Origin of the sequence: Bacillus sp. V59.32b (genome assembly GCF_003429085.1) — a bacterium.
Lineage (GTDB): Bacteria > Bacillota > Bacilli > Bacillales > DSM-1321 > Peribacillus.
This window is the reverse complement of sequence record NZ_QVTC01000007.1, coordinates 82,443-101,024: the sequence shown is the minus strand read 5'-3', so window position 1 is coordinate 101,024 and position 18,582 is coordinate 82,443. Positions and strand designations below refer to the sequence as shown.

Sequence of the window (18,582 nt, the reverse complement as noted above, 5' to 3'; positions counted from 1 at the left end):
AATAGAGATGGGAGATGTGTATATTGAAAAGAAGATGGATGTCGGCGCTTGGGGCGCTAGTAATCGGAATTGGTGTTTTGTCAGGTGGGGAAACTGGAATGGCAAAGGAAAAACATAAGGATATCGTAAACGTCTCCCATCGCGGTGCTTCCGGCTATGCTCCGGAACATACGATTACAGCCTATGAAATGGGCGAGAAAATGCACGGAGACTATATTGAAGTAGACTTACAAATGACAAAGGATGGCAAATTAATCGCCATGCATGATGAAACGGTAGACCGGACAACAGATGGTACAGGCCGGGTAAAAGATTACACTTTAGAACAAATCAAACAGATGGATGCCGGCAGCTGGTTTAACGAGAAGTATCCGCAATACGCAAATCCGGCCTATGCGGGATTACAAGTGCCAACGCTTGAAGAAGTGTTCCAGAAGTTCGGAAAGAATGCTAATTATTATATCGAAACGAAGTCACCAGAAGTGTATCCCGGAATGGAAAAAGAACTATTACGTCTCGTAAATGAATACAAAGTCAATAAAAAGAAGCTATTAGTTCAGTCTTTCAGTTCAGCCAGTTTGTTAAAAACGAAAGAACTGGATCCATCCATAAAGCTCGTTCAATTGCTTTCTTACAGAAGCAACGCTGTGATTACCGATGCTGAAATTGCTGCCATTAAGCAATATGCAATCGGCGTTGGCCCGAACTATACGTATCTGAACCAGGAATATGTACAAAAAGTAGTCAATAACGGACTAGCCATCCATCCATACACCGTCAATGATAAGGAAACGATGAAGAAGCTGATTGACTGGGGTGTCACCGGAATGTTCACGAACTTTCCAGACAGGCTTCATGAAGTGAAGAAGGGGAAGTAGGCATTTTAAAAAATAAAGGATAGGGCAGCAGCGTTCAGATTCACGCTGCTGCCCTATCCTTTTTGATTGGTCAGAATTAATTAAATCTCCTGATTCCCTTATGAAACAATAACCCCAAAGAGATTAGTAATATAATAGAGCATAAGCTAACCAGTGTTTGTATTTCCCCTACCCCTTTTGCTAACCAGCCCGTCAGCAGATAACCTACTGGCAGCAAGGCAAATGAACCTAAATAATCAAGGCTCGCAACTCTGCCGAATTTCTCTTCCGGGACGATTTCCTGCAAACTCGTCTCCCAGATGAGTCCGAACAGCATGATCCCCGCTCCATCAATAAACATCAACAGCATTAATAATGGAACGCTCGTTACGAATGGCGTCAAAAGCAACGCCAGCCCGCTTGCAGCAACGCCGGCATAGGCTAGGATTCCCCTCTTTCTCCATTCCTTCCTCAGTCCAAAGATGATACCGGATACGATGGCACCAGCCCCTGCAGAGGACAGAACAAGTCCGTACACAACAGGTTCGAATTCATGATGGATATTGATCAGCCACGGCAGCAATACCTGTGTGACCCCTCCTGCACAAATATTAATAAATGAAAAAGCGAGAATCGTAATCCAAAGCCAGGACTGTTGTTTGATCACATCAATACCTTCTATGAAATCTTGTTTCATTGTATGTTTTTCTTGCGTATTTACAGTAATTTGCTGAAAAGATAAAGAGCGAAGGCTGACTATAAAGAAAAAAGAAATAATATATGTAAGAGCATCTAACCCAAAGCCCCAGCCTGCTGATAAAGAGGTGACGATCAGCCCGCCTAACACTGGACCAAATAATCTGATTCCCTGCTGACTTACCTGTGTCAAGGAATTGGCCGCGTTACGGATATCTTTTGTAAACACCTTTGCTCGAACCGACGAATACGCGGGAAGGAAAAACCCATCCATCAAGCCCATAAGAAACATTAAGATAAAAAGATAGGTCATATTGAGCTGGTCCGTGAAGGCCAATACAGAAAGCACACCCATAATAATAAACCGAATAATATCAACGGCTAACATGATATGTACTCTGTTTAGCTTATCGACCAATATCCCTGCAATCGGAAGCATGATTACATTAGGAAGCATATATAAAGCCATCACGGTTCCCATCATCGCTGTCGAATTCGTCAGTTCAAACACCACGATCGGCAAGATGACCATCGTGATCGAACTTCCCAATATGGAAAAGAGCTGGCCAAAAAATAAGGCAGTGAAATAACGCGATTTTTTAAAAGGTTGAAAAATAATCAGACCTTGATCATGAGCCTGATTTGTTTGGATTGAACTCACTATACCCCTCCTACGATTACTCATTCTTCCATTAATATTATCACTTCGTGGAATTTCTTTCTAAATTATTTATAATTATAGTACGAACTTCCCCAACAAGCTTTAGGAAGTGAAAAAAGGAAAATAAAGCAAAAAGAAAACCCGCCGATTGGCGAGTTTTCATGATATTAATGCATTTTTTCTTTTAGTTGCAATTTTTCTTTTTCTTCATCTTCGTGTTCTACTTTTTGTTGCTTGTAATTTCCTGCTAGGATAATACCGAGCACGACGACTGCTTCAAATCCGTATTTTACAAATGAATTCGTAAAGTAATCATGCATGAACGGTTCAGCGACAATCATCTTGGCAGCGGTCCATCCCAGGATCGCAGCACCGATTGTAATGATAAACGGAAAACGTTCGATTAGCTTAAGGATTAAGGTGCTGCCGAACATGACGACCGGAATCGAAACCAATAGTCCAATTACGACAAGCAGCATGTTTCCGTGTGAAGCTCCGGCAACAGCCAAAACATTATCCAATCCCATCAAGGCATCCGCGATAATGATGGTGCGGATGGCTGCCCACATGGAATCAGCTGCTTTAACCTCATGTTCCTCCTCATCCAGCAACAGCTTATAGGCAATCCATACGAGCAGAACGCCGCCTACTAAATGCAAACCAGGTACATCTAATAAGTACACAACCAGCAGCGTCAAAATACTCCTTATGACAATCGCGCCTATGGACCCCCAAAGTATTACTTTCTTTTGCTTCTCTTTAGGAAGCTTCCGTGCTGCAAGCCCTATAAGTATAGCGTTATCTCCGGCGAGCACCAAATCAATCATAATGATAGACAAGAGCGCCGCAAAAAATTCACCTGATAAAATTTCCATCTTATTCTCCCTTTCTCCCCAAAAAATAAAGAGACCCTTGCCTTTGACGGCAAAGGTCTCGCTGAGCGCTAAACAAAAGCTTAGGCCAATAAAGCCGGTGGATATCCCACGTAATGACGACTTTATTTCAGGTGCATACCTGACGCTACTCCCCTTTACGGGAAAAGTTATTAAGTTATTAAAAATACAAAAATCAATTCAACTATTCTATTCTAGCAAAAAGTGTAGAGTAGTAAAAGAGAAATGTATTAATAGGTTAGAAAATTTTAGTTCACATGGGTTGACCTTATGAATGATGTTTTTCTTCAAAAGAAATATACAAGCAAAAACGTGATGATTAATGATTGCGCTGAAGTGATCATAAAATCATTTTTCCAGTATGTTTTTGAAAAAGGGCTTAAAGTCCTGGCTATCACAAAACTGCATATCCATATAGTTAAAAACGTTAAAACAAAACCCATCTTCATTCTCCCCCTAATCAAATCAGAAAAGGCTCTACTTTAAATACATTTGTCCATCTATATTCTACCATTATTTCTAAACTATCAATCCTCTCTTTGAATGATGGATTATATCTTTTTCATAGTGTGGATATCAGGAATGATTGTTATGCTTATGGCTACTTTATATAGCAATTTAAGAATCGGCAAAATTAAAAAAAGTCTGCAAATAGTTGAAAGCATGAAGTTGTCAACACTTTTCTATCAATGTAAAGAGGAAATACATTTTCATAAAAAGGTTGTTTTAGAATATTCCTCATTGATAAAATCAAAATTTCTCCTGTTGAACAGGTAGATATAATGAAGAAGTTTTATAATAATGAATTTGCTTTTGAACAAACCAATATTGAAACTGTGAAAGACTCGTTACTTTTAGAAGAATCCAATGGTAATCTATTATCAGGAAAAACGGGAACTGCAGTTATAAACGAGGAAAATGTGGCTGGCTGGTTTGTGGGATATGTAGAAAGTGTAGATAATACGTTTTTCTTTGCCGTTCATATTCAAGGTGAAAAGCAGGCAGGCGGAAGCTCCGCTGCCAAGATCGCACTTTCCATTTTGGAGCAGGAAGGCATTTATCAATCTGTTATGAAATGATTTTACATCAGTTTTTCTTATGTTATACAATCGGTGGTATCGGAATTACGCCATTAGAAGATGAAACGCAGAGTAAAATCTGCGTTTTTTTTATTGTCTGGTTAATAATATAATAACAAAACCCCCATTATTCTCCCCCTAAATCATCGAGGCCTTTTGTTCCCAATATGAAATTCGATCATATACTTTATTGTTCCCTTCAACAGGGGGGTAAACAAAAATATCGTAGTAACCGACTTTTGACTAAATATTATCCAATTCGAAATTCATGTATTTTAGTAAGGAGAGATCCACTTTGCAAAATCGTCAGCAAACCATGGTTAGTATTCCTTCCCCATCACAATGGGGTATCCACGCTGATATAGCTGGCAGACCGATTGTTTGGGGTACAATGATCATTAATTCAATTACGGATAACAGGGTAGTTGGTACGATTAATTTTCGCGGTACAGCTATTCCAATTAACGGATTTTGGAATGAAAAGACCAGGCAAGTAAGTTTTAATTCACCTTATGCCACGTATTCCGGTAACCTGTCCATATTTGATGATTCTGCAATTAGAGTTCGACATTATATGTTAAGAGGACGGCTTATGATGAAACCTCCCTCTTTACAAGCAGGTGAATATGGCACATGGGTTGCAACAACCGATACAGCTCTAACGGGAACTCCTATTATCAGTGATGCTTTGCCGCCTGTTGGCGCCTTTTTGACATCGGATATTATGTATGGGCCAAATAGATAGAATGATGGGGAATTTTATTTATGACCCATACAAATTTACTTTAAAATACTCCATTTTTAGGATGGAACTTTTCACGCAAATCGTATAAATGACGATTGGTTTGCTGTTTATTCGGGGTTACCATAACTTGTAAAGTAATTCTCCGCACAAGTTCTTCCTGATTCAATCAGTTTTAGCTTTGTTTCAGGAGGAATATCAAAGTCAACTGCAGAAACATCAAGTGAATCGATATAAATGGTGCGTGCTGAATCATTCTCGTTCAAATGCATATTCCTTTGGCACCTCATGATCGTCCTCATTAAGTGCCATGTAAAATCAGGTAGGTCCTTGATTTCATGCCTCTTTGGCGAAGCATTATGCATATAAGCATTTATATCTTCTTTAGATTCTAATCGAATCCCCAGTGTTTCTTTATTATAGACACGTGTATCATAAGGTCCGTTTCCGGACAAAGCATGATTGGTAGCTGCATAATAATTCGGTATCGAATAATGCTCTTCCTTTGTAACGTACCGTTCCCAATCGAATGACCTGATAGGGTAATTATCCAAAATTCCCCCATCCACATAAAGGTCATCCTTCCATTTCACTGCTTCAAAAAAGAATGGAATGGACATTGAAATTCGGACAGCCTTGGCAACAGGCATGTCGGGACTCTTTTCAAATGAGAATGTCTCGATAAGATGGGTTGAGACATTGGTCCCTTGAAAAAAAATTTCCTTAAAATGATCGCTTTCCATTCGATCATGGATATCTTTAAAAGTAGAAGATCTATCTCCTGTCTTTTTCTCAATGATACCTTCTATCCAATTCTCAAAATGGTCACCTTTAAACCAGCCATAACCTTGAGTCAAACGAAAAGCATCTCGAACAGGCCCGACGGTATCATCCTTAAATTTTCTGAAGTCCAAGACGCTCAATATGTTTTCCAATTCAGAGATTGTATAGCCTAATCCAAGAATAAGCACCGTAATCGCACCCGCCGAAGTACCCCCAAATCTTTTAACATTGTCAAGTATATGTTTATCTTCTAAAACTTTTAATGCCCCAACAAATCCAATTCCTTTAACTCCTCCACCTTCAAATATAAGATTTCTGAAGAGATGATTCATAAAAACACCTCGATTTTCATGTAATGTAATCCGACTATATAGATTGAACTTAAGTTTTTCTTTATAATTCGGAAGGATTTTTTTTCATCACTCGTCGAAATAAAGCTTTATCCTGAATAGGCGGTGAGATGTCATGAAATCCAATGTTGACGAATTACAAGATGTCGAAAATAGACTTAAAACTGAAAAAAGTCGTCGCATGTATGAACGTTATCAGACAATCCGGCTACATTTGATGGGAAAACCTGTCCAGGAAATCGCCGCCATTCACAAGCGAACCAGTAAAACAATCGGAACCTATATCCGTTCCTACCAAGAACATGGATTGGACGACTTAACCATGAAGTTCTCAACCGGAAAGCCACCACGATTGACGACGGAACAGCAGGCGCAGGTAAAGCTGATGAATCGTTCTCCATGCTCAGCCGGCCATAATTGCCATGAACACATGAAATGTAAAAATTAATTTCTGTTTTTTGGTTAATATAAGAACATCGTTTTCATTTGATCCTATACTTTTGCTCGTTGATTAGTATCTACATAATACTGCTTTTTAAAATCGAAAAATCACTTATCTGCTACCAATCCAAGGAGGATGACAACATGGAAAATCGTTCAGATATAAACCAGCACCAGACAAGCGAGATCCAAAAGGAAGTATTTGAAGACTATACGTGGAAATGGTTCTTTTCCAAAGAAGCAGAAGGCCTGACGGCAAGTAGTCCGGGTTTGGAATATGCTCATTTTATGAAAACCCATTTTGGAATGGATATCGATTATACGAAGCTTATTAAAAACTCGGTTGACGATATAGGCAAATTGCTTAATGCGGATATTGAGAATGGGGTGATTGATGAACTTATTGGCAGGTGCGAGGAAATTAGGCGCCAGTATGTAGCCTATTCACAGACAAAAAAAGAAGGCGACCCCGGAGTGATCAAAACACAGCATGACAAATTATTAGAACTTGAAAAAGCAGCAGGCATAACTGTAAAAGAAACAGTGAATCAATTTGATATTCCTCAAGTGTTAGGACCGATCGCAATGGCTTGTTCTCTGCACCTAATGGCGATTATCGAATTACTTCCCAATTCAGATGAATTTGACAAGGCTTTTGCACATTTCGCTAAGGAATATGGTAATTTGTTAGAAATGGGAGCCCAGCAATTTTATAAACAGGTACCAGATGATAATCAAGAATCAGCCACAGATGAACGTGATGTATTTTTGAATCTCTCTAACGCATGGAAGCTTTTACCCAAGAAACATATCATTTAACGCCTTTATCATATGGGGTCAGAATCGTCATTTAATATTGGGTGATTTACATACAATATTATTCCTAATGAATTAAGAATTCCGAGAATCCTCTATTCGGTCATATAAAATAGCCTATTATTCCTTGGCGCGGAACAATAGGCTATTTCAATTCTTTAGAGTAATAATTTCTTGTTACCCTTCAAAAAATTTCTGAGTAGTCTATATATCGGAATTATTCCATTACGAACACGAGATTTTTTCCTTGTTTCACCTCATCTTCATATTGCCGTGCTGCTTCATCATTCAGCGCCGTTTCCTTTAAAGCCTCCGTTAAACCACCATACCTGCGGCAGCTCCGCCCAGTGTGGTAAATATCGGGCCTGTTCTAAAATTGAATCAATCCTGCGATGGCAATCAATACCTAACTTGAATAACTAAATTCCTACCCATCTATTAAAAAGATTTGCCTCTATGCCAAATTGATCCAAAGCTTTTTGTACACTTTGGTCTATGATGTCATCAACTGTTTTTGGATGGTGATAAAAAGATGGTACAGGTGGGAGAATAATCCCGCCTATTTGCGCGACCGTCGTCATATGGTTTAGATGACCAAGGTGAAGCGGGGTCTCCCGGACCATTAATACTAATTTTCTTCTTTCCTTTAAACTGACATCGGCTGCCCTGGTCATGAGGTCAACATTATAACTGTTTGCGATTCCTGAAAGAGTTTTAATCGAGCAAGGTGCAATAACCATTCCATCAACCTTGTATGATCCGCTGGATATAGCGGCACCGAGATTCTTATTATCGTAGACTTTAGTGGCTAACTGTGTAACATCCTCTATCTTGTATTCTGTCTCGTATTCAATGGTGGTTCTTGCTGTTCCGCTAAGGATGAGATGACTTTCTACTTTTACCGCCTTTAATGCTTCCAGTATACGAATCCCATAAATAGCTCCGCTTGCCCCAGATATTCCTACAACGACTTTCATTCATATCCCCCAATCATCAATCAAATAACATGCAATCCTATTATTTCTTTTCAAGATGCTGTGTACGTAATCCCGACGAATTTTTGTTTATATAATCATTAATGTTGATCTCATCAAAGCCAGGAATATGAATTCGTTTATATCTCATAGGTTCGCTTCCTAAAGGAATCGTGCAATCAAACCCCATTTTGGATCCAAAGCCCTCGTCAGTGGACGGATCCAATTTTGACCCTTGTGTACCGTTTATTACCACTAAATCTGTTTCTGCTTGAAAACGTGTGGCAATGGCCCATTCGACTTCTTCCATATTAAATACGTCGACCTCTTCATCGACCACAACTACGTGCTTTATGTCGAAGCTATTGGCAAAAGAAGCAATAATCGCATTTTTTCCCTCACCTTCATTTCGCTTTTTGATGGAAATGACTGCATGATACCGGCATGTTCCTCCAGGGCTCATATGTACCGCCTTCACTGAAGGAACCGTTTGCCGTATACTTTGAATCAGGCTGGCTTCCCTTGGTATACCCCCTAACAATAAATGTTCGTATCCAGCGGGTACAATCGTATAGAAAATGGGATTGTTCCGGTGCGTAATCCCAGTTATCTGGACAACTTCCTTATCACCTCTCGGACCATAGTATTTTGGAAATTCACCAAATGGCCCTTCCGGTTCCCGGACTTTAGGCAGAATTTTGCCCTCTAGCACAATTTCTGCATAAGCCGGCACATCAATGTCCACCGTTTCACATCGGACCACTTCAAGGGGTTCCCTTAACAGTGCGCTTGCAATTTCAAGTTCATCAACACCGAAAGGAGTACTGGCCTGGGAAGCAAGAAGAGTAACAGGATCCACGCCGATGGCGATGGCACATTCAAGCGGCCTGCCTGCATCTTCCGCCTGTTTAAATAAATGATAAGTATGTCGGGGCAAGAGAAGTACACCCAGTCTGTCTTTCCCCGAAATCTGCAGGCGGTGTATTGAAACATTTTGTTTTCTCGTAACCGGGTCGCGCACGATAAAAAGCCCGGCTGTTATATACTTGCCTGAATCCTTTTCATGATGGACCGGTATCGGGAAACAATCTAAATCGATATTGTCCAAGATGATATTTTCTTTAACAGGGGCATTCTCTTTTTTTACATGGCGACACTGGGTAGGAGAGGTAACTGCTTCAGTAAATTTTGATAGTAATTGATACTGGTCGGTTTCCAGTGCTTCCGCAAATTGTTCTCGTGTTGCACAAATGCCAGAAACGATTGGAATTTCATAGTCTTCTACATTAGTGAAATAGGTTGCTTTTTTGCCATCCAGCTTTTTCGTAAGTGCTGCGACTTCGAATTGGAGACTGACTTCCTTATCCATGACTGCCACCCTGTCGGTTTTCTGCAGGTACTCTAGCCAGGTGCGAAGTGATTTTGCCCTCATACACGAACCTCCTAATTGTTCACCAAGCTGCCAAATATATCTTTCAATCGTCTGTCAAATAATTTCGTCAACCGCTCGCGACCTTGTACTTCCGGCGGTGTCGGCACTTCACGCCCATCAACGATTACTTGCTGGTCATAACGGATAAGAATATACGGAAGATATTCATCGTAAATCGCCCGGATTCTCTCGGCATGCTTTGGATTGCGTGCTAAAAGCTTGAGCATGCGCAGGCCGAACCCAACATGCCGGCCTTCATCTTCTTTAATTCTCGCAAACCCTTCTTTAAGCCCCGGGAACAATCCTTTGCTGCCATAAACAGCTTCAAAAACATCATACCCTGACATCGCCTGAACCCCTTCGATAATGCCTTGATAATGAGTCAATCCTTCAACAAGGGCTGCTTCACGCTCTTCGGGACCTGCTTCCAGGGCGTCAAGCATTTGCCTGGCACGGTCGTCCAGCCTTTGCTGGACGAGGTTTTTCACACCGGAGATTCGTTCGCGGCCCAACACTTCAGTAAAATAGCGCATAAAAAACTCTGTATGTTTAAATTCCTCCAATAATTGAGTGCTTAGGAAAGCTTGTTCTTCCGTGGTCGATCCCAACATAATCCAAGGACAGAATTTGAGGGCAACGTTTTCCTCCGCATCGAGAAACCCTGTACAAAAATGGATAAGATAATCTTTCAAGTCCTGGTCAAGTGATTTGAAATCCTGCTTATCTTGTCTTAAATCAATAGCCTCAGGATCCCAGGTCCCAAATCGAATTGCCTTTCGATATAGATTCCAAGCGACTTCACTCGTACTTTTATCAAGACCAGAAATTAATTCTTCGCTCATATCCAATTCCTCCATTTTAGAATTAATACACACCTTTTAATAGCTCAAACACTTCTGCTTCAGACGGCTGACGTGGATTAAATTTCATCATCCCGCTTTTAAAAGAATCCTTTGCAATGTCAGCCAGCTTCGCTTCTGGCACATTGAGATCCCTTAGCCGGGTTGGAAGTCCAATTTCTTTTACCAAACTTGCCACAACATTTGAAGCCAGCTTTGCAAGCTGATCTTCATTATCGGCCTTTCCGCCCAGTAGTCCGGCGATTTTGGCAGCCTTATCAGGACGGGCAAATGAATTAAATTCCACTACCTGGGGCAGTAATAATCCAATAGCTACCCCATGTGGAATGTGGCAATGTCCTGAAAGAGCACTTCCAATTGCATGGGTCAAGCCAAGAAAACTATTGTTAAAAGCCATGCCAGCAAGCAGACTACCATGGGACATTCCACTCCTTGCCTGTTCATCTTCCCCATTGCTTACCGATCGGTGAAGGTTGGAACCGACTATTTCAATTGCTTCCAAAGCCAGAGCTGCAGATGCAGGGCTGGACCTCAGTGAGAAATAAGATTCAATGCCATGGGCCAAGGCATCTATACCTGACGCAGCTGTCATAGTTTTCGGTAAATTCATCGTTAGCTGCGGGTCGACAAGAGCAATAGTCGGTGCCATATACTGACTGGTAACGGTCACCTTGACATTTTTGACCCAATCAGAGTACACCCCAAAAATGGTTACTTCACTGCCGGTACCCGAAGTTGTAGGTACCGCGATTAAAGGAATCGTCGGAGCGGTACCTATCTTGTCAACACCTGCATAGTCCTCAATGCTCCCGCCATTGCTTGCTACCACCCTGATTCCTTTTGCCGTATCAATGGCACTTCCTCCACCGACCGCCACAATGCAATCATAGGCATTTGCTGTAAAAACTTCTGAACCTTTATTGATTGTCTCAAGACCTGGATCAGGTTCAACCTCCAAATATTTTTCATATTGAATGTTTGCGGCCTCCAAGGACTTTTCCAAATTCTGAAGCAGCCCGGCAGCCTCCACTCCTTTATCGCTAACGAAAAAGACATTCTTCACGCCCAATTGGCAAAGCTTCTCTCCAAGAAGCGAAGCTTTGCCAAATCCTAACTCAATCAAGGTAGGGAGATGAAACGAAAAATCAAAATTAATTCCTTTATACATACCGATCTTACTCATTCAATAACCTCCCTTCTTAATCAGTTTCAATATGAATGTGTTTTGTTTCGCAGTACTCCATCAATCCGTCTATTCCTCTGGTGCGTCCTAAACCACTTTGCTTGTAGCCCCCAAATTCCGCTTCCGGGAAATTCTTGTTGTACGAATTAATCCAGACGGTACCCGCTTTGATACCCTTTGACATTTTCACGGCCCGGTTTAGGTCCGTAGTCCATACGCCGGCGGACAAACCGAAGTCGCTGTCATTTGCTATTTCAAGTGCTTCTTCATCGCTAGAGAACGATTGCACGGCAAGAACGGGGCCAAAGATCTCTTCTTGGACAACCCGGCAATTGGCTGGAAGTTCATCTATAATAGTCGGGCTGAAATAATATCCTTTATCATAATCGCCACCTGTCAATGGGTAACCGCCTGTAATGATCCTGCCTTCCTGTTTGCCGATTTCGCAATACTTCTGGACGATATCAAGCTGGCTCTGCGACACGAGCGGACCCATATCCGCACTTTCGGATAACCCGTTTTCGACCCGGATCCCTTCTGCGTAATTCTTTAATCGGGCTACGACTTCATCTTTTATCGAATCATGTATTAGCAATCTTGATCCTGCCATACAGATTTGCCCTGCCGAGATGAAAATCGACTTCCCAATGATAGGAATCGCTTTATCCAGGTTCGCATCAGCAAACACAACATTTGGCGATTTTCCACCCAGCTCCAACGCCAGCTTTTTAATATTGCTTGCACCCATTTCCATAATTGCTTTCCCAGTTGAAGTATCACCAGTAAAGCTGATCATATCAATCTTGTTGCTTGTTGCCATATAGGCTCCAATTGAGCTTCCAGGACCTGTGATAATGCTGACAAGCCCTTTGGGGAATTCAGGTACCTCGTCTATCAATTTAAAGATCTCCACTGAAATGGATGGGGTCAAACTGGCAGGCTTTACGATGACACCATTGCCGGCGGCAAGAGCAGGAGCTAGTTCCCTTACCATCAGAAGAGCCGGCCAGTTCCATGGTGAAATGATGCCCACAACACCAATTGGTTCCTTTACGATGACTCCAAGATTATTTGGTTCCAGTTGAATGGAACGTCCAAAAACTGTACGGGCAGCTCCTGCAAAATATTTCAGTGTATCGATACAACCGGAAATCTCTATCCGTGATTCGCGAATGGTTTTACCTTGTTCCATTGTCAAGATCCTAGACAAATCTTCCATGTTGTCTGTCATTTTCTGCGCTAAGCTAAGCAGTGCTTCATAACGGCGCTTTGGATTGACTGACCAATCACTCTGCAGATAAGTTTCCTCCACAGAATCGATAGTTGCCTTTACATCGTCCAGGTTGGACTTTTGGGAATAGCTAACCAATTCACCCGTTGCGGGATTGTACGATTCAATCATTTCTTTTGACGTCGATTCAATCCATTCTCCACCAATATAGTTGTAATAAACAGGTATTTTCTTATCTACCGCTGTCGTCATTTTTCTCCTCCCAAACTAGATATTAGAGGAAGGGGAAAGAGTTTTCCCTCTTCCTAAGATATAATTCTATTTCAAATTTCCTCTGGTCTCCGGTATGATCAGGCTTCCAATAATATAAACCAGATATATAGCGATAAAGAAAATCATCAGAGTATGTGGAATGTTCTGCACTGAGCCGCTTGCTAATGTCACAAAGGTTGGCATCATGCCGCCAACGGCAAATCCCATGTTCCAGGAAAGCCCGGTGCCGGTAGAGCGAATGGATGTTGGAAAACGTTCATTTAGAAAAATCAATACAGGAGCATAAGCAGCATTCCCGAGAAACACTACACAGATGGTATAGAAATAAATCGAAGAAGTGGTTGTTGCATCAGCTAGTGAAAGATAAAAGAATGGAAGGCCGATGATATTTATCAAACCGACACCAAGGAAAGTCTTCTTCCTGCCGATTATTTCACTTAAATGGCCCACAATGAGTGCCGAAATAATCGTTACGATACTGGAAGTGATAAGAATACCCGATTTAGTTGCTGGTGATACGCCGTTAATGATATCCAAGAAAGTAGGGATAAAACCTGCAGTGAGATAATAGCCGGAACCACCGCCAATAACGATCATGAGATTGACCATCAATACACGAAAGTAAGTTGTAAACAGGGACTTAACCGGCTTTTGCTCAACCGTTTGCGGCTGCTTCTTTTCTTTTTTCTCTTTTTGAAGCTCTTTCCATAATGGTGACTCATCAAGGGTTCGGAAAACAAAGAGACCAGCGACGGATCCGATAAGACCCGTGAAAAACATGACTCTCCATCCCCATTCACTGAATGCTTCACCCGGAAATAAAGCGGATACAATTGTGAATGCGATTGAAGCGAATAGAGCTCCTAGACCTGCTCCCCCCCCGCCAATAAGGCCGGACATTAACCCTCTTAATTTAGGTGGCGCAGATTCAGTTCCGATCGTATGTGTGGAGGCCACAACACCACCAACAAATATCCCTTGTACTAGGCGCAGCAGCAAGAAGATTACTGTGGCAAACACACCTATTTGCGGCACTGTCGGCAACAGGCCAAAAACAGCGGTACTCAATCCAACACCCACTATAGCAACCGTCATCGCTTTCTTTCTGCCGTTTTTATCGGCATAGGATCCAAAGATGGCTGATCCGAGCGGACGCATAAGCAATGTTACAGCAAATGAAGCGTAAACAGCAGCCAGGGATAGGGTCGGGTTGCTGCTTGGAAAAAATAATGCTCCAATTGTTGGTGTCACATACAGAAGAATAAAAAGATCATAAAGGTCGAAAGACCATCCTAAAAGTGATGCCATAGTCGCCGAGACTAATTGACGATTATTGCCCTGCTTATCAGGCGGATTTGAAACAACCTTGTGTACCGAATTTGACATTAGAAATACCCCCTATTATTTATTTTTGTGTAACTAAATCTTACTTAAACAAAAACCAGTTTGATTTATTCAGAATTTTCTGTCTTTTAAACCTGCAACATTAGCCTAATTTTGAGGAGATAATCCCCACAGTCTTTCTGTGAGGATCACATGAATTAAGTTTTTTATTTCCCTGTAAAATTAGGTTTCCGCTTTTCTACGAAGGCATCTACACCCTCTTTAAAATCATCGGTGCATCTTAGCATTCCATATGCCCGGCCCTCGATTTCCAAACCAGTGCTGAGCGGCCCTTCTTCTGCTGCGTTTAATACTTCTTTACATACACGCTGGGCTAGCGGTGAAAATCTTGTCAATTCTTCTGCCAATTGGAGAACTTCTGTTTCCAATTCATCCTTGGCGACGACTTTTGTCAGCAGTCCCCATTGATATCCTTCCTCTGCGGGAATTCTTCTTGCCCTCATGATCATATCTTTAGCCCTTGTCAGTCCGACTGCTTTCACTACACGTTGGGTACCGCCGCTTCCCGGTATCATTCCCAGATTCATTTCCGGGAGGCCCAGAAGTGTATCGTCCGCAGCGATTCGGAAATCACAGGCCATGGCGATCTCAAAACCAACTCCAAAGGTAAAACCCTGAAGCTGTGCAATCACAGGTTTGGGTGAACGTTCCGGAGCGGCGACATTGATTCTTAAACGTGATAGCTCTTCCGGATGAGTTTCCATGAATTGCGGGATGCTCCCCCCTGCGCTGAAAGCTTTATCCCCTTCCCCTTTGACTATGATAACCCTTACATTTTCATCCTTATTTAACTGATCGAAGATCTCTGAGAATTGGCCGCGGGCAGTCATGCTGATATAGTTCATTTTTTCCGGACGGTCAAAAATAATAGTAGCGATTTGCTTTTCATTGTTTTTTTCAACTCTGATATGATCATATTTTGTTGTCGTTTCCATGTAAAATTCCCCTTTCGTTTACCCTACTATTTTATTTTCATCAGAATATAATTCGACTTCTCCATCCCTGATCTTACGGCGAAGAATTTTGCCTACCGGGCTTTTCGGAATCTGTTTTAAGAACACATAATTACGCGGCCGTTTAAAATTGGATAACTTCGGATCACTTTTGCAAAACTCATCAAGTTCCTGGACAGTGATGGTTGAGTCCAATGGTACGATGAATGCAGATACGATTTGTCCCCAGCGGTCATCATCTTCGCCAACTACGGCAACCTCAGAAACCTTAGGATGTTTGGAAATAACATCTTCCACCTCAAGCGGATGGATATTCTCTCCTCCTGAGATGATCATATCGTCAACCCTTCCGACTACAAATAAATCTCCATCATTATCAATGATCCCTAAATCACCGGTAAAGTACCAGCCTTCCCGTATTGCCTTTTGGGTTGCCGCCGGTTTATTCCAATAGCCCTTAAATGCCTCATTCGAATTAAGATTAATGATGATTTCGCCTACTTCTCCTTTTCCGATTAAGTCGTGTGGCAGTGAATTTCCTTCGGCATCGGCCTTAACAAGGCGGACATTTTGATGGAGACCAGGTTTACCTGCACACCCTGGTTTTTGCTGGACATAGGGACATATCGTAAAGGTGTATATTTCAGTGCTTCCATAATGATTCACAAAGACTTTAGGCTTTAATAAATCCACACACTTTTCCGTAAGAGCTGTTGTCATCGATGCTCCTGCATACCCGATTTTTTCCAGTTTATCTAAACGGTAGCTACCAAAAGCCTGATGGCTTAAAATATCGTGGTAAAGTGTAGGAACTAAATAGAGGGATGTGATTTCTTCGCTGCTTAATAATTCAAGAGCATCCTTTGCATCAAAATCCGGAAGAACCACATACTTTCCGTTCAAGAAAGCTATAGATAGCAAGGAACGCATCCCCATCGTATGGTATAAAGGCATGGTACCCAATGTACTTTCCCCGTCTGTATATTGATTTTGGATGATATGGGCAATAGCTGCTGAGTATTCATTTTTATGGCTCCTTGGGACCCCTTTTGGGAGGCCTGTTGTTCCAGATGTGTACAGCATCAATGCAATATCATCTTCATGGATCACAGGCTTATTAAAGCTTTCTGGACTTCTGTCAACAAGTTCTTCGTAATAAATATCCGCACCTTCGACAGCGCCGAGCCCTATCAGGATCGGATTTCCTTCAAAGGCTGCTTTAAGAACTGCATCCTGACTCGCTTCTTCATAGACGACTGCATTTGATTCTGCATCATTTACACAATACTCGACTTCTTTAGCGGACAGCCTATGATTTATTGGAGTGTATACAGCGCCAAGCTTTTGGATCGCCCAGTAGATTACGATGTTTTCAAGTCTATTTTTCAAGACAATGACAACACGGTCGTGCTGTTTGATTCCCATTCGCTGCAGGGATGCGGCAACCTTGGTAATTTCCTTATTTAAGTGGTTATATGTGTATCTTTTTTCGCCTTCTACCAGAGCCAACCGGCTTGGAAATCGTTCCACCGCAAATTCAAACATGGTTGATAAATTCATAGGTTCAACTCCCTTCTAAGAGACTGTCTCTTTGTTTTCTTCAACTGTTTTTTGAATAGCCTTCAGAATTCCGTCATAACCCGTGCACCTGCAAAGATGTCCAGAAAGCATTTCTTTAATTTCTTTGGTGGAAGGCTTCGGATTTTTCGATAAGTAGTCGCTGGTTGACATTAAGATGCCCGGCGTACAAAAACCACATTGAAGTCCATGGCATTCTTTGAAATTTTGTTGCAAACCGTTCAGCTCTCCATTTTGGCTAAGTCCTTCCACCGTTTGAATCTCGAGACCTTCTGCCTGTACGGAAAACATTAAACAGCTTCGGACGGCTGACCCATTCACGATGACAGTACATGAACCGCATACGCCATGTTCACACCCTATATGGGTTCCCGTAAGCCCACAATTTTCACGAATGAAATCACTTAATAGCATTCTTGGTTCAACTTCTTCCACGACCGTTTTTCCATTGATCGTAAGCCTTACTTGATGTAGCCCCAATCCGTTCACCTCCTAGCCCTCGTGTATGCTGATTTCAGGGTTCGTTTGGCGAGCACTGTCGCCAGATGTCTCCGGTAATCAGCTGAAGCATGCAGATCCGACTCAGGATCGACCGATGTTGCAACAATGTCCGCAACCTTGCCCAACAACGATTCAGAGAGCTTCTCCCCTATCATAATTTGATTGATGTCTTCCACTAATAGCGGTACAGCTTCGACTCCGCCAAGGGCAAGCCTGACTTTCGATATTTTATCCTGATCATCCAACGTCAGCTGGCAAGCAGAGGCAACCAAAGCAAAATCACCATGCCTCCGGGATATTTCATGAAAGGAATAACCAATCCTGCCTTCCCAAATCGGTATGTGGACCTCCGTTAAAAGTTCAGTGGGCGAAAGATCTGTCGTTAAGTAGGTAACGAAAAAATCCTCTACTTCCACTTCCCTTGTCTCCTCGCTGGAAGCGATAAACACGGAACCTCCAGAAGCCATTAGGGAGAGCGGAATTTCCGCACTCGGATCGGCATGGACCAGGCTGCCACCAAAGGTGCCTCTATTCCTTGTTTGAACATGGCCAATAAACGGAACCGCCTCACTCAACAAGCCGCTTTTTTCCTTTATCATTGAAGAGGATTCCACCCTACTTTGCCGCGTTAATGTACCTATCTTGACTCTATCATCATCAAATTCGATAAAATCGAGGTCAGTTAAATGATTGATATCAATCAGACATTCGGGGGCCGATAACCTCATATTCATGATCGGGACCAGGCTTTGCCCTCCAGCGATGATTTTTCCATCATACCCGGATTCATCAAGCAATGTGAGAGTAGTTTCCACTGTTTTGGGACAATAATAGTCAAACTTTGCCGGTTTCAAGCTTTTAACCTCCCTTCATAC

18 protein-coding genes are annotated in these 18,582 nt (G+C 42.0%); 5 read left to right on the top strand and 13 right to left on the bottom strand.

What is annotated here, in order from left to right; translation table 11 throughout:
* Positions 1–14 precede the first annotated feature (14 nt).
* The gene (locus tag D0463_RS02125; RefSeq protein ID WP_174234277.1) at positions 15–878 is read left to right on the top strand and encodes a glycerophosphodiester phosphodiesterase; all 864 of its coding nucleotides are present in this window, start codon (positions 15–17) and stop codon (positions 876–878) included.
* Positions 879–954: 76 nt separating this feature from the next.
* Here the strand turns inward: D0463_RS02125 and D0463_RS02120 are convergent, their stop codons facing one another.
* Both D0463_RS02120 and D0463_RS02115 read right to left on the bottom strand, forming a co-directional pair.
* Complete coding sequence (locus D0463_RS02120) at positions 955–2,217, bottom strand: MFS transporter (RefSeq protein WP_483295710.1); 1,263 nt, start codon at positions 2,215–2,217, stop codon at positions 955–957.
* A 164-nt stretch (positions 2,218–2,381) separates the two neighbouring features.
* The gene (locus D0463_RS02115; protein ID WP_117304548.1) at positions 2,382–3,089 is read right to left on the bottom strand and encodes a TerC family protein; all 708 of its coding nucleotides are present in this window, start codon (positions 3,087–3,089) and stop codon (positions 2,382–2,384) included.
* Positions 3,090–3,838: 749 nt separating this feature from the next.
* Here D0463_RS02115 and D0463_RS02095 point away from each other — a divergent pair.
* Together D0463_RS02095 and D0463_RS02090 are read left to right on the top strand one after the other, a co-directional pair.
* Positions 3,839–4,186, top strand: a complete 348-nt coding sequence (locus D0463_RS02095; protein ID WP_367946561.1) for a penicillin-binding transpeptidase domain-containing protein — start codon at positions 3,839–3,841, stop codon at positions 4,184–4,186.
* Between the two features lie 295 nt (positions 4,187–4,481).
* Positions 4,482–4,931: a hypothetical protein gene (locus D0463_RS02090; RefSeq protein ID WP_117304538.1), complete on the top strand. Its 450-nt coding sequence runs from the start codon at positions 4,482–4,484 to the stop codon at positions 4,929–4,931.
* A 107-nt stretch (positions 4,932–5,038) separates the two neighbouring features.
* Here D0463_RS02090 and D0463_RS02085 read toward each other — a convergent pair whose 3' ends face one another.
* Positions 5,039–6,043, bottom strand: a complete 1,005-nt coding sequence (locus D0463_RS02085; protein WP_117304536.1) for a patatin-like phospholipase family protein — start codon at positions 6,041–6,043, stop codon at positions 5,039–5,041.
* A gap of 133 nt (positions 6,044–6,176) precedes the next feature.
* Between D0463_RS02085 and D0463_RS02080 the strand changes: the two genes are divergently transcribed.
* Both D0463_RS02080 and D0463_RS02075 read left to right on the top strand, forming a co-directional pair.
* Positions 6,177–6,509, top strand: a complete 333-nt coding sequence (locus D0463_RS02080) for a helix-turn-helix domain-containing protein (protein ID WP_117304534.1) — start codon at positions 6,177–6,179, stop codon at positions 6,507–6,509.
* A gap of 137 nt (positions 6,510–6,646) precedes the next feature.
* Positions 6,647–7,321, top strand: a complete 675-nt coding sequence (locus tag D0463_RS02075; RefSeq protein ID WP_117304532.1) for a hypothetical protein — start codon at positions 6,647–6,649, stop codon at positions 7,319–7,321.
* Between the two features lie 416 nt (positions 7,322–7,737).
* Here D0463_RS02075 and D0463_RS02070 read toward each other — a convergent pair whose 3' ends face one another.
* The 10 genes from D0463_RS02070 to D0463_RS02025 all read right to left on the bottom strand — a co-directional run bounded on the left by D0463_RS02070 (position 7,738) and on the right by D0463_RS02025 (position 18,561).
* The gene (locus D0463_RS02070) at positions 7,738–8,295 is read right to left on the bottom strand and encodes a UbiX family flavin prenyltransferase (RefSeq protein ID WP_117304530.1); all 558 of its coding nucleotides are present in this window, start codon (positions 8,293–8,295) and stop codon (positions 7,738–7,740) included.
* A gap of 40 nt (positions 8,296–8,335) precedes the next feature.
* Positions 8,336–9,724, bottom strand: a complete 1,389-nt coding sequence (locus tag D0463_RS02065) for a UbiD family decarboxylase (protein ID WP_117304528.1) — start codon at positions 9,722–9,724, stop codon at positions 8,336–8,338.
* Positions 9,725–9,735: 11 nt separating this feature from the next.
* Positions 9,736–10,566, bottom strand: a complete 831-nt coding sequence (locus D0463_RS02060; protein WP_254052690.1) for a R2-like ligand-binding oxidase — start codon at positions 10,564–10,566, stop codon at positions 9,736–9,738.
* 22 nt (positions 10,567–10,588) lie between these two features.
* Positions 10,589–11,767: an iron-containing alcohol dehydrogenase gene (locus D0463_RS02055; protein ID WP_117304524.1), complete on the bottom strand. Its 1,179-nt coding sequence runs from the start codon at positions 11,765–11,767 to the stop codon at positions 10,589–10,591.
* Between the two features lie 16 nt (positions 11,768–11,783).
* Positions 11,784–13,250 (bottom strand): aldehyde dehydrogenase family protein, encoded by a 1,467-nt coding sequence (locus D0463_RS02050; RefSeq protein WP_117304522.1) that lies wholly within the window; start codon positions 13,248–13,250, stop codon positions 11,784–11,786.
* A gap of 66 nt (positions 13,251–13,316) precedes the next feature.
* Positions 13,317–14,657: an MFS transporter gene (locus D0463_RS02045; protein WP_117304520.1), complete on the bottom strand. Its 1,341-nt coding sequence runs from the start codon at positions 14,655–14,657 to the stop codon at positions 13,317–13,319.
* A gap of 164 nt (positions 14,658–14,821) precedes the next feature.
* Positions 14,822–15,610 carry an enoyl-CoA hydratase/isomerase family protein gene (locus tag D0463_RS02040; protein WP_117304518.1) on the bottom strand — a complete coding sequence of 263 codons (789 nt, stop codon included), beginning with the start codon at positions 15,608–15,610 and terminating at the stop codon, positions 14,822–14,824.
* An 18-nt stretch (positions 15,611–15,628) separates the two neighbouring features.
* Complete coding sequence (locus D0463_RS02035) at positions 15,629–17,188, bottom strand: AMP-binding protein (protein WP_117304516.1); 1,560 nt, start codon at positions 17,186–17,188, stop codon at positions 15,629–15,631.
* 15 nt (positions 17,189–17,203) lie between these two features.
* Positions 17,204–17,686, bottom strand: coding sequence for a (2Fe-2S)-binding protein (locus tag D0463_RS02030; RefSeq protein ID WP_117304514.1), 483 nt, complete (start codon positions 17,684–17,686; stop codon positions 17,204–17,206).
* A 5-nt stretch (positions 17,687–17,691) separates the two neighbouring features.
* Complete coding sequence (locus tag D0463_RS02025) at positions 17,692–18,561, bottom strand: FAD binding domain-containing protein (RefSeq protein ID WP_117304512.1); 870 nt, start codon at positions 18,559–18,561, stop codon at positions 17,692–17,694.
* Positions 18,562–18,582 lie beyond the last annotated feature (21 nt).

Excerpts from the sequence above, each read along its gene's own strand:
- D0463_RS02040 (WP_117304518.1), bottom strand. The coding sequence starts at position 15,610 with ATGGAAACGACAACAAAATATGATCATATCAGAGTTGAAAAAAACAAT.
- D0463_RS02065 (WP_117304528.1), bottom strand. The coding sequence starts at position 9,724 with ATGAGGGCAAAATCACTTCGCACCTGGCTAGAGTACCTGCAGAAAACC.
- D0463_RS02055 (WP_117304524.1), bottom strand. The coding sequence starts at position 11,767 with ATGAGTAAGATCGGTATGTATAAAGGAATTAATTTTGATTTTTCGTTT.
- D0463_RS02080 (WP_117304534.1), top strand. The coding sequence starts at position 6,177 with ATGAAATCCAATGTTGACGAATTACAAGATGTCGAAAATAGACTTAAA.
- D0463_RS02085 (WP_117304536.1), bottom strand. The coding sequence starts at position 6,043 with ATGAATCATCTCTTCAGAAATCTTATATTTGAAGGTGGAGGAGTTAAA.
- D0463_RS02060 (WP_254052690.1), bottom strand. The coding sequence starts at position 10,566 with ATGAGCGAAGAATTAATTTCTGGTCTTGATAAAAGTACGAGTGAAGTC.
- D0463_RS02050 (WP_117304522.1), bottom strand. The coding sequence starts at position 13,250 with ATGACGACAGCGGTAGATAAGAAAATACCTGTTTATTACAACTATATT.
- D0463_RS02070 (WP_117304530.1), bottom strand. The coding sequence starts at position 8,295 with ATGAAAGTCGTTGTAGGAATATCTGGGGCAAGCGGAGCTATTTATGGG.
- D0463_RS02045 (WP_117304520.1), bottom strand. The coding sequence starts at position 14,657 with ATGTCAAATTCGGTACACAAGGTTGTTTCAAATCCGCCTGATAAGCAG.
- D0463_RS02125 (WP_174234277.1), top strand. The coding sequence starts at position 15 with ATGTGTATATTGAAAAGAAGATGGATGTCGGCGCTTGGGGCGCTAGTA.
- D0463_RS02115 (WP_117304548.1), bottom strand. The coding sequence starts at position 3,089 with ATGGAAATTTTATCAGGTGAATTTTTTGCGGCGCTCTTGTCTATCATT.
- D0463_RS02035 (WP_117304516.1), bottom strand. The coding sequence starts at position 17,188 with ATGAATTTATCAACCATGTTTGAATTTGCGGTGGAACGATTTCCAAGC.
- D0463_RS02075 (WP_117304532.1), top strand. The coding sequence starts at position 6,647 with ATGGAAAATCGTTCAGATATAAACCAGCACCAGACAAGCGAGATCCAA.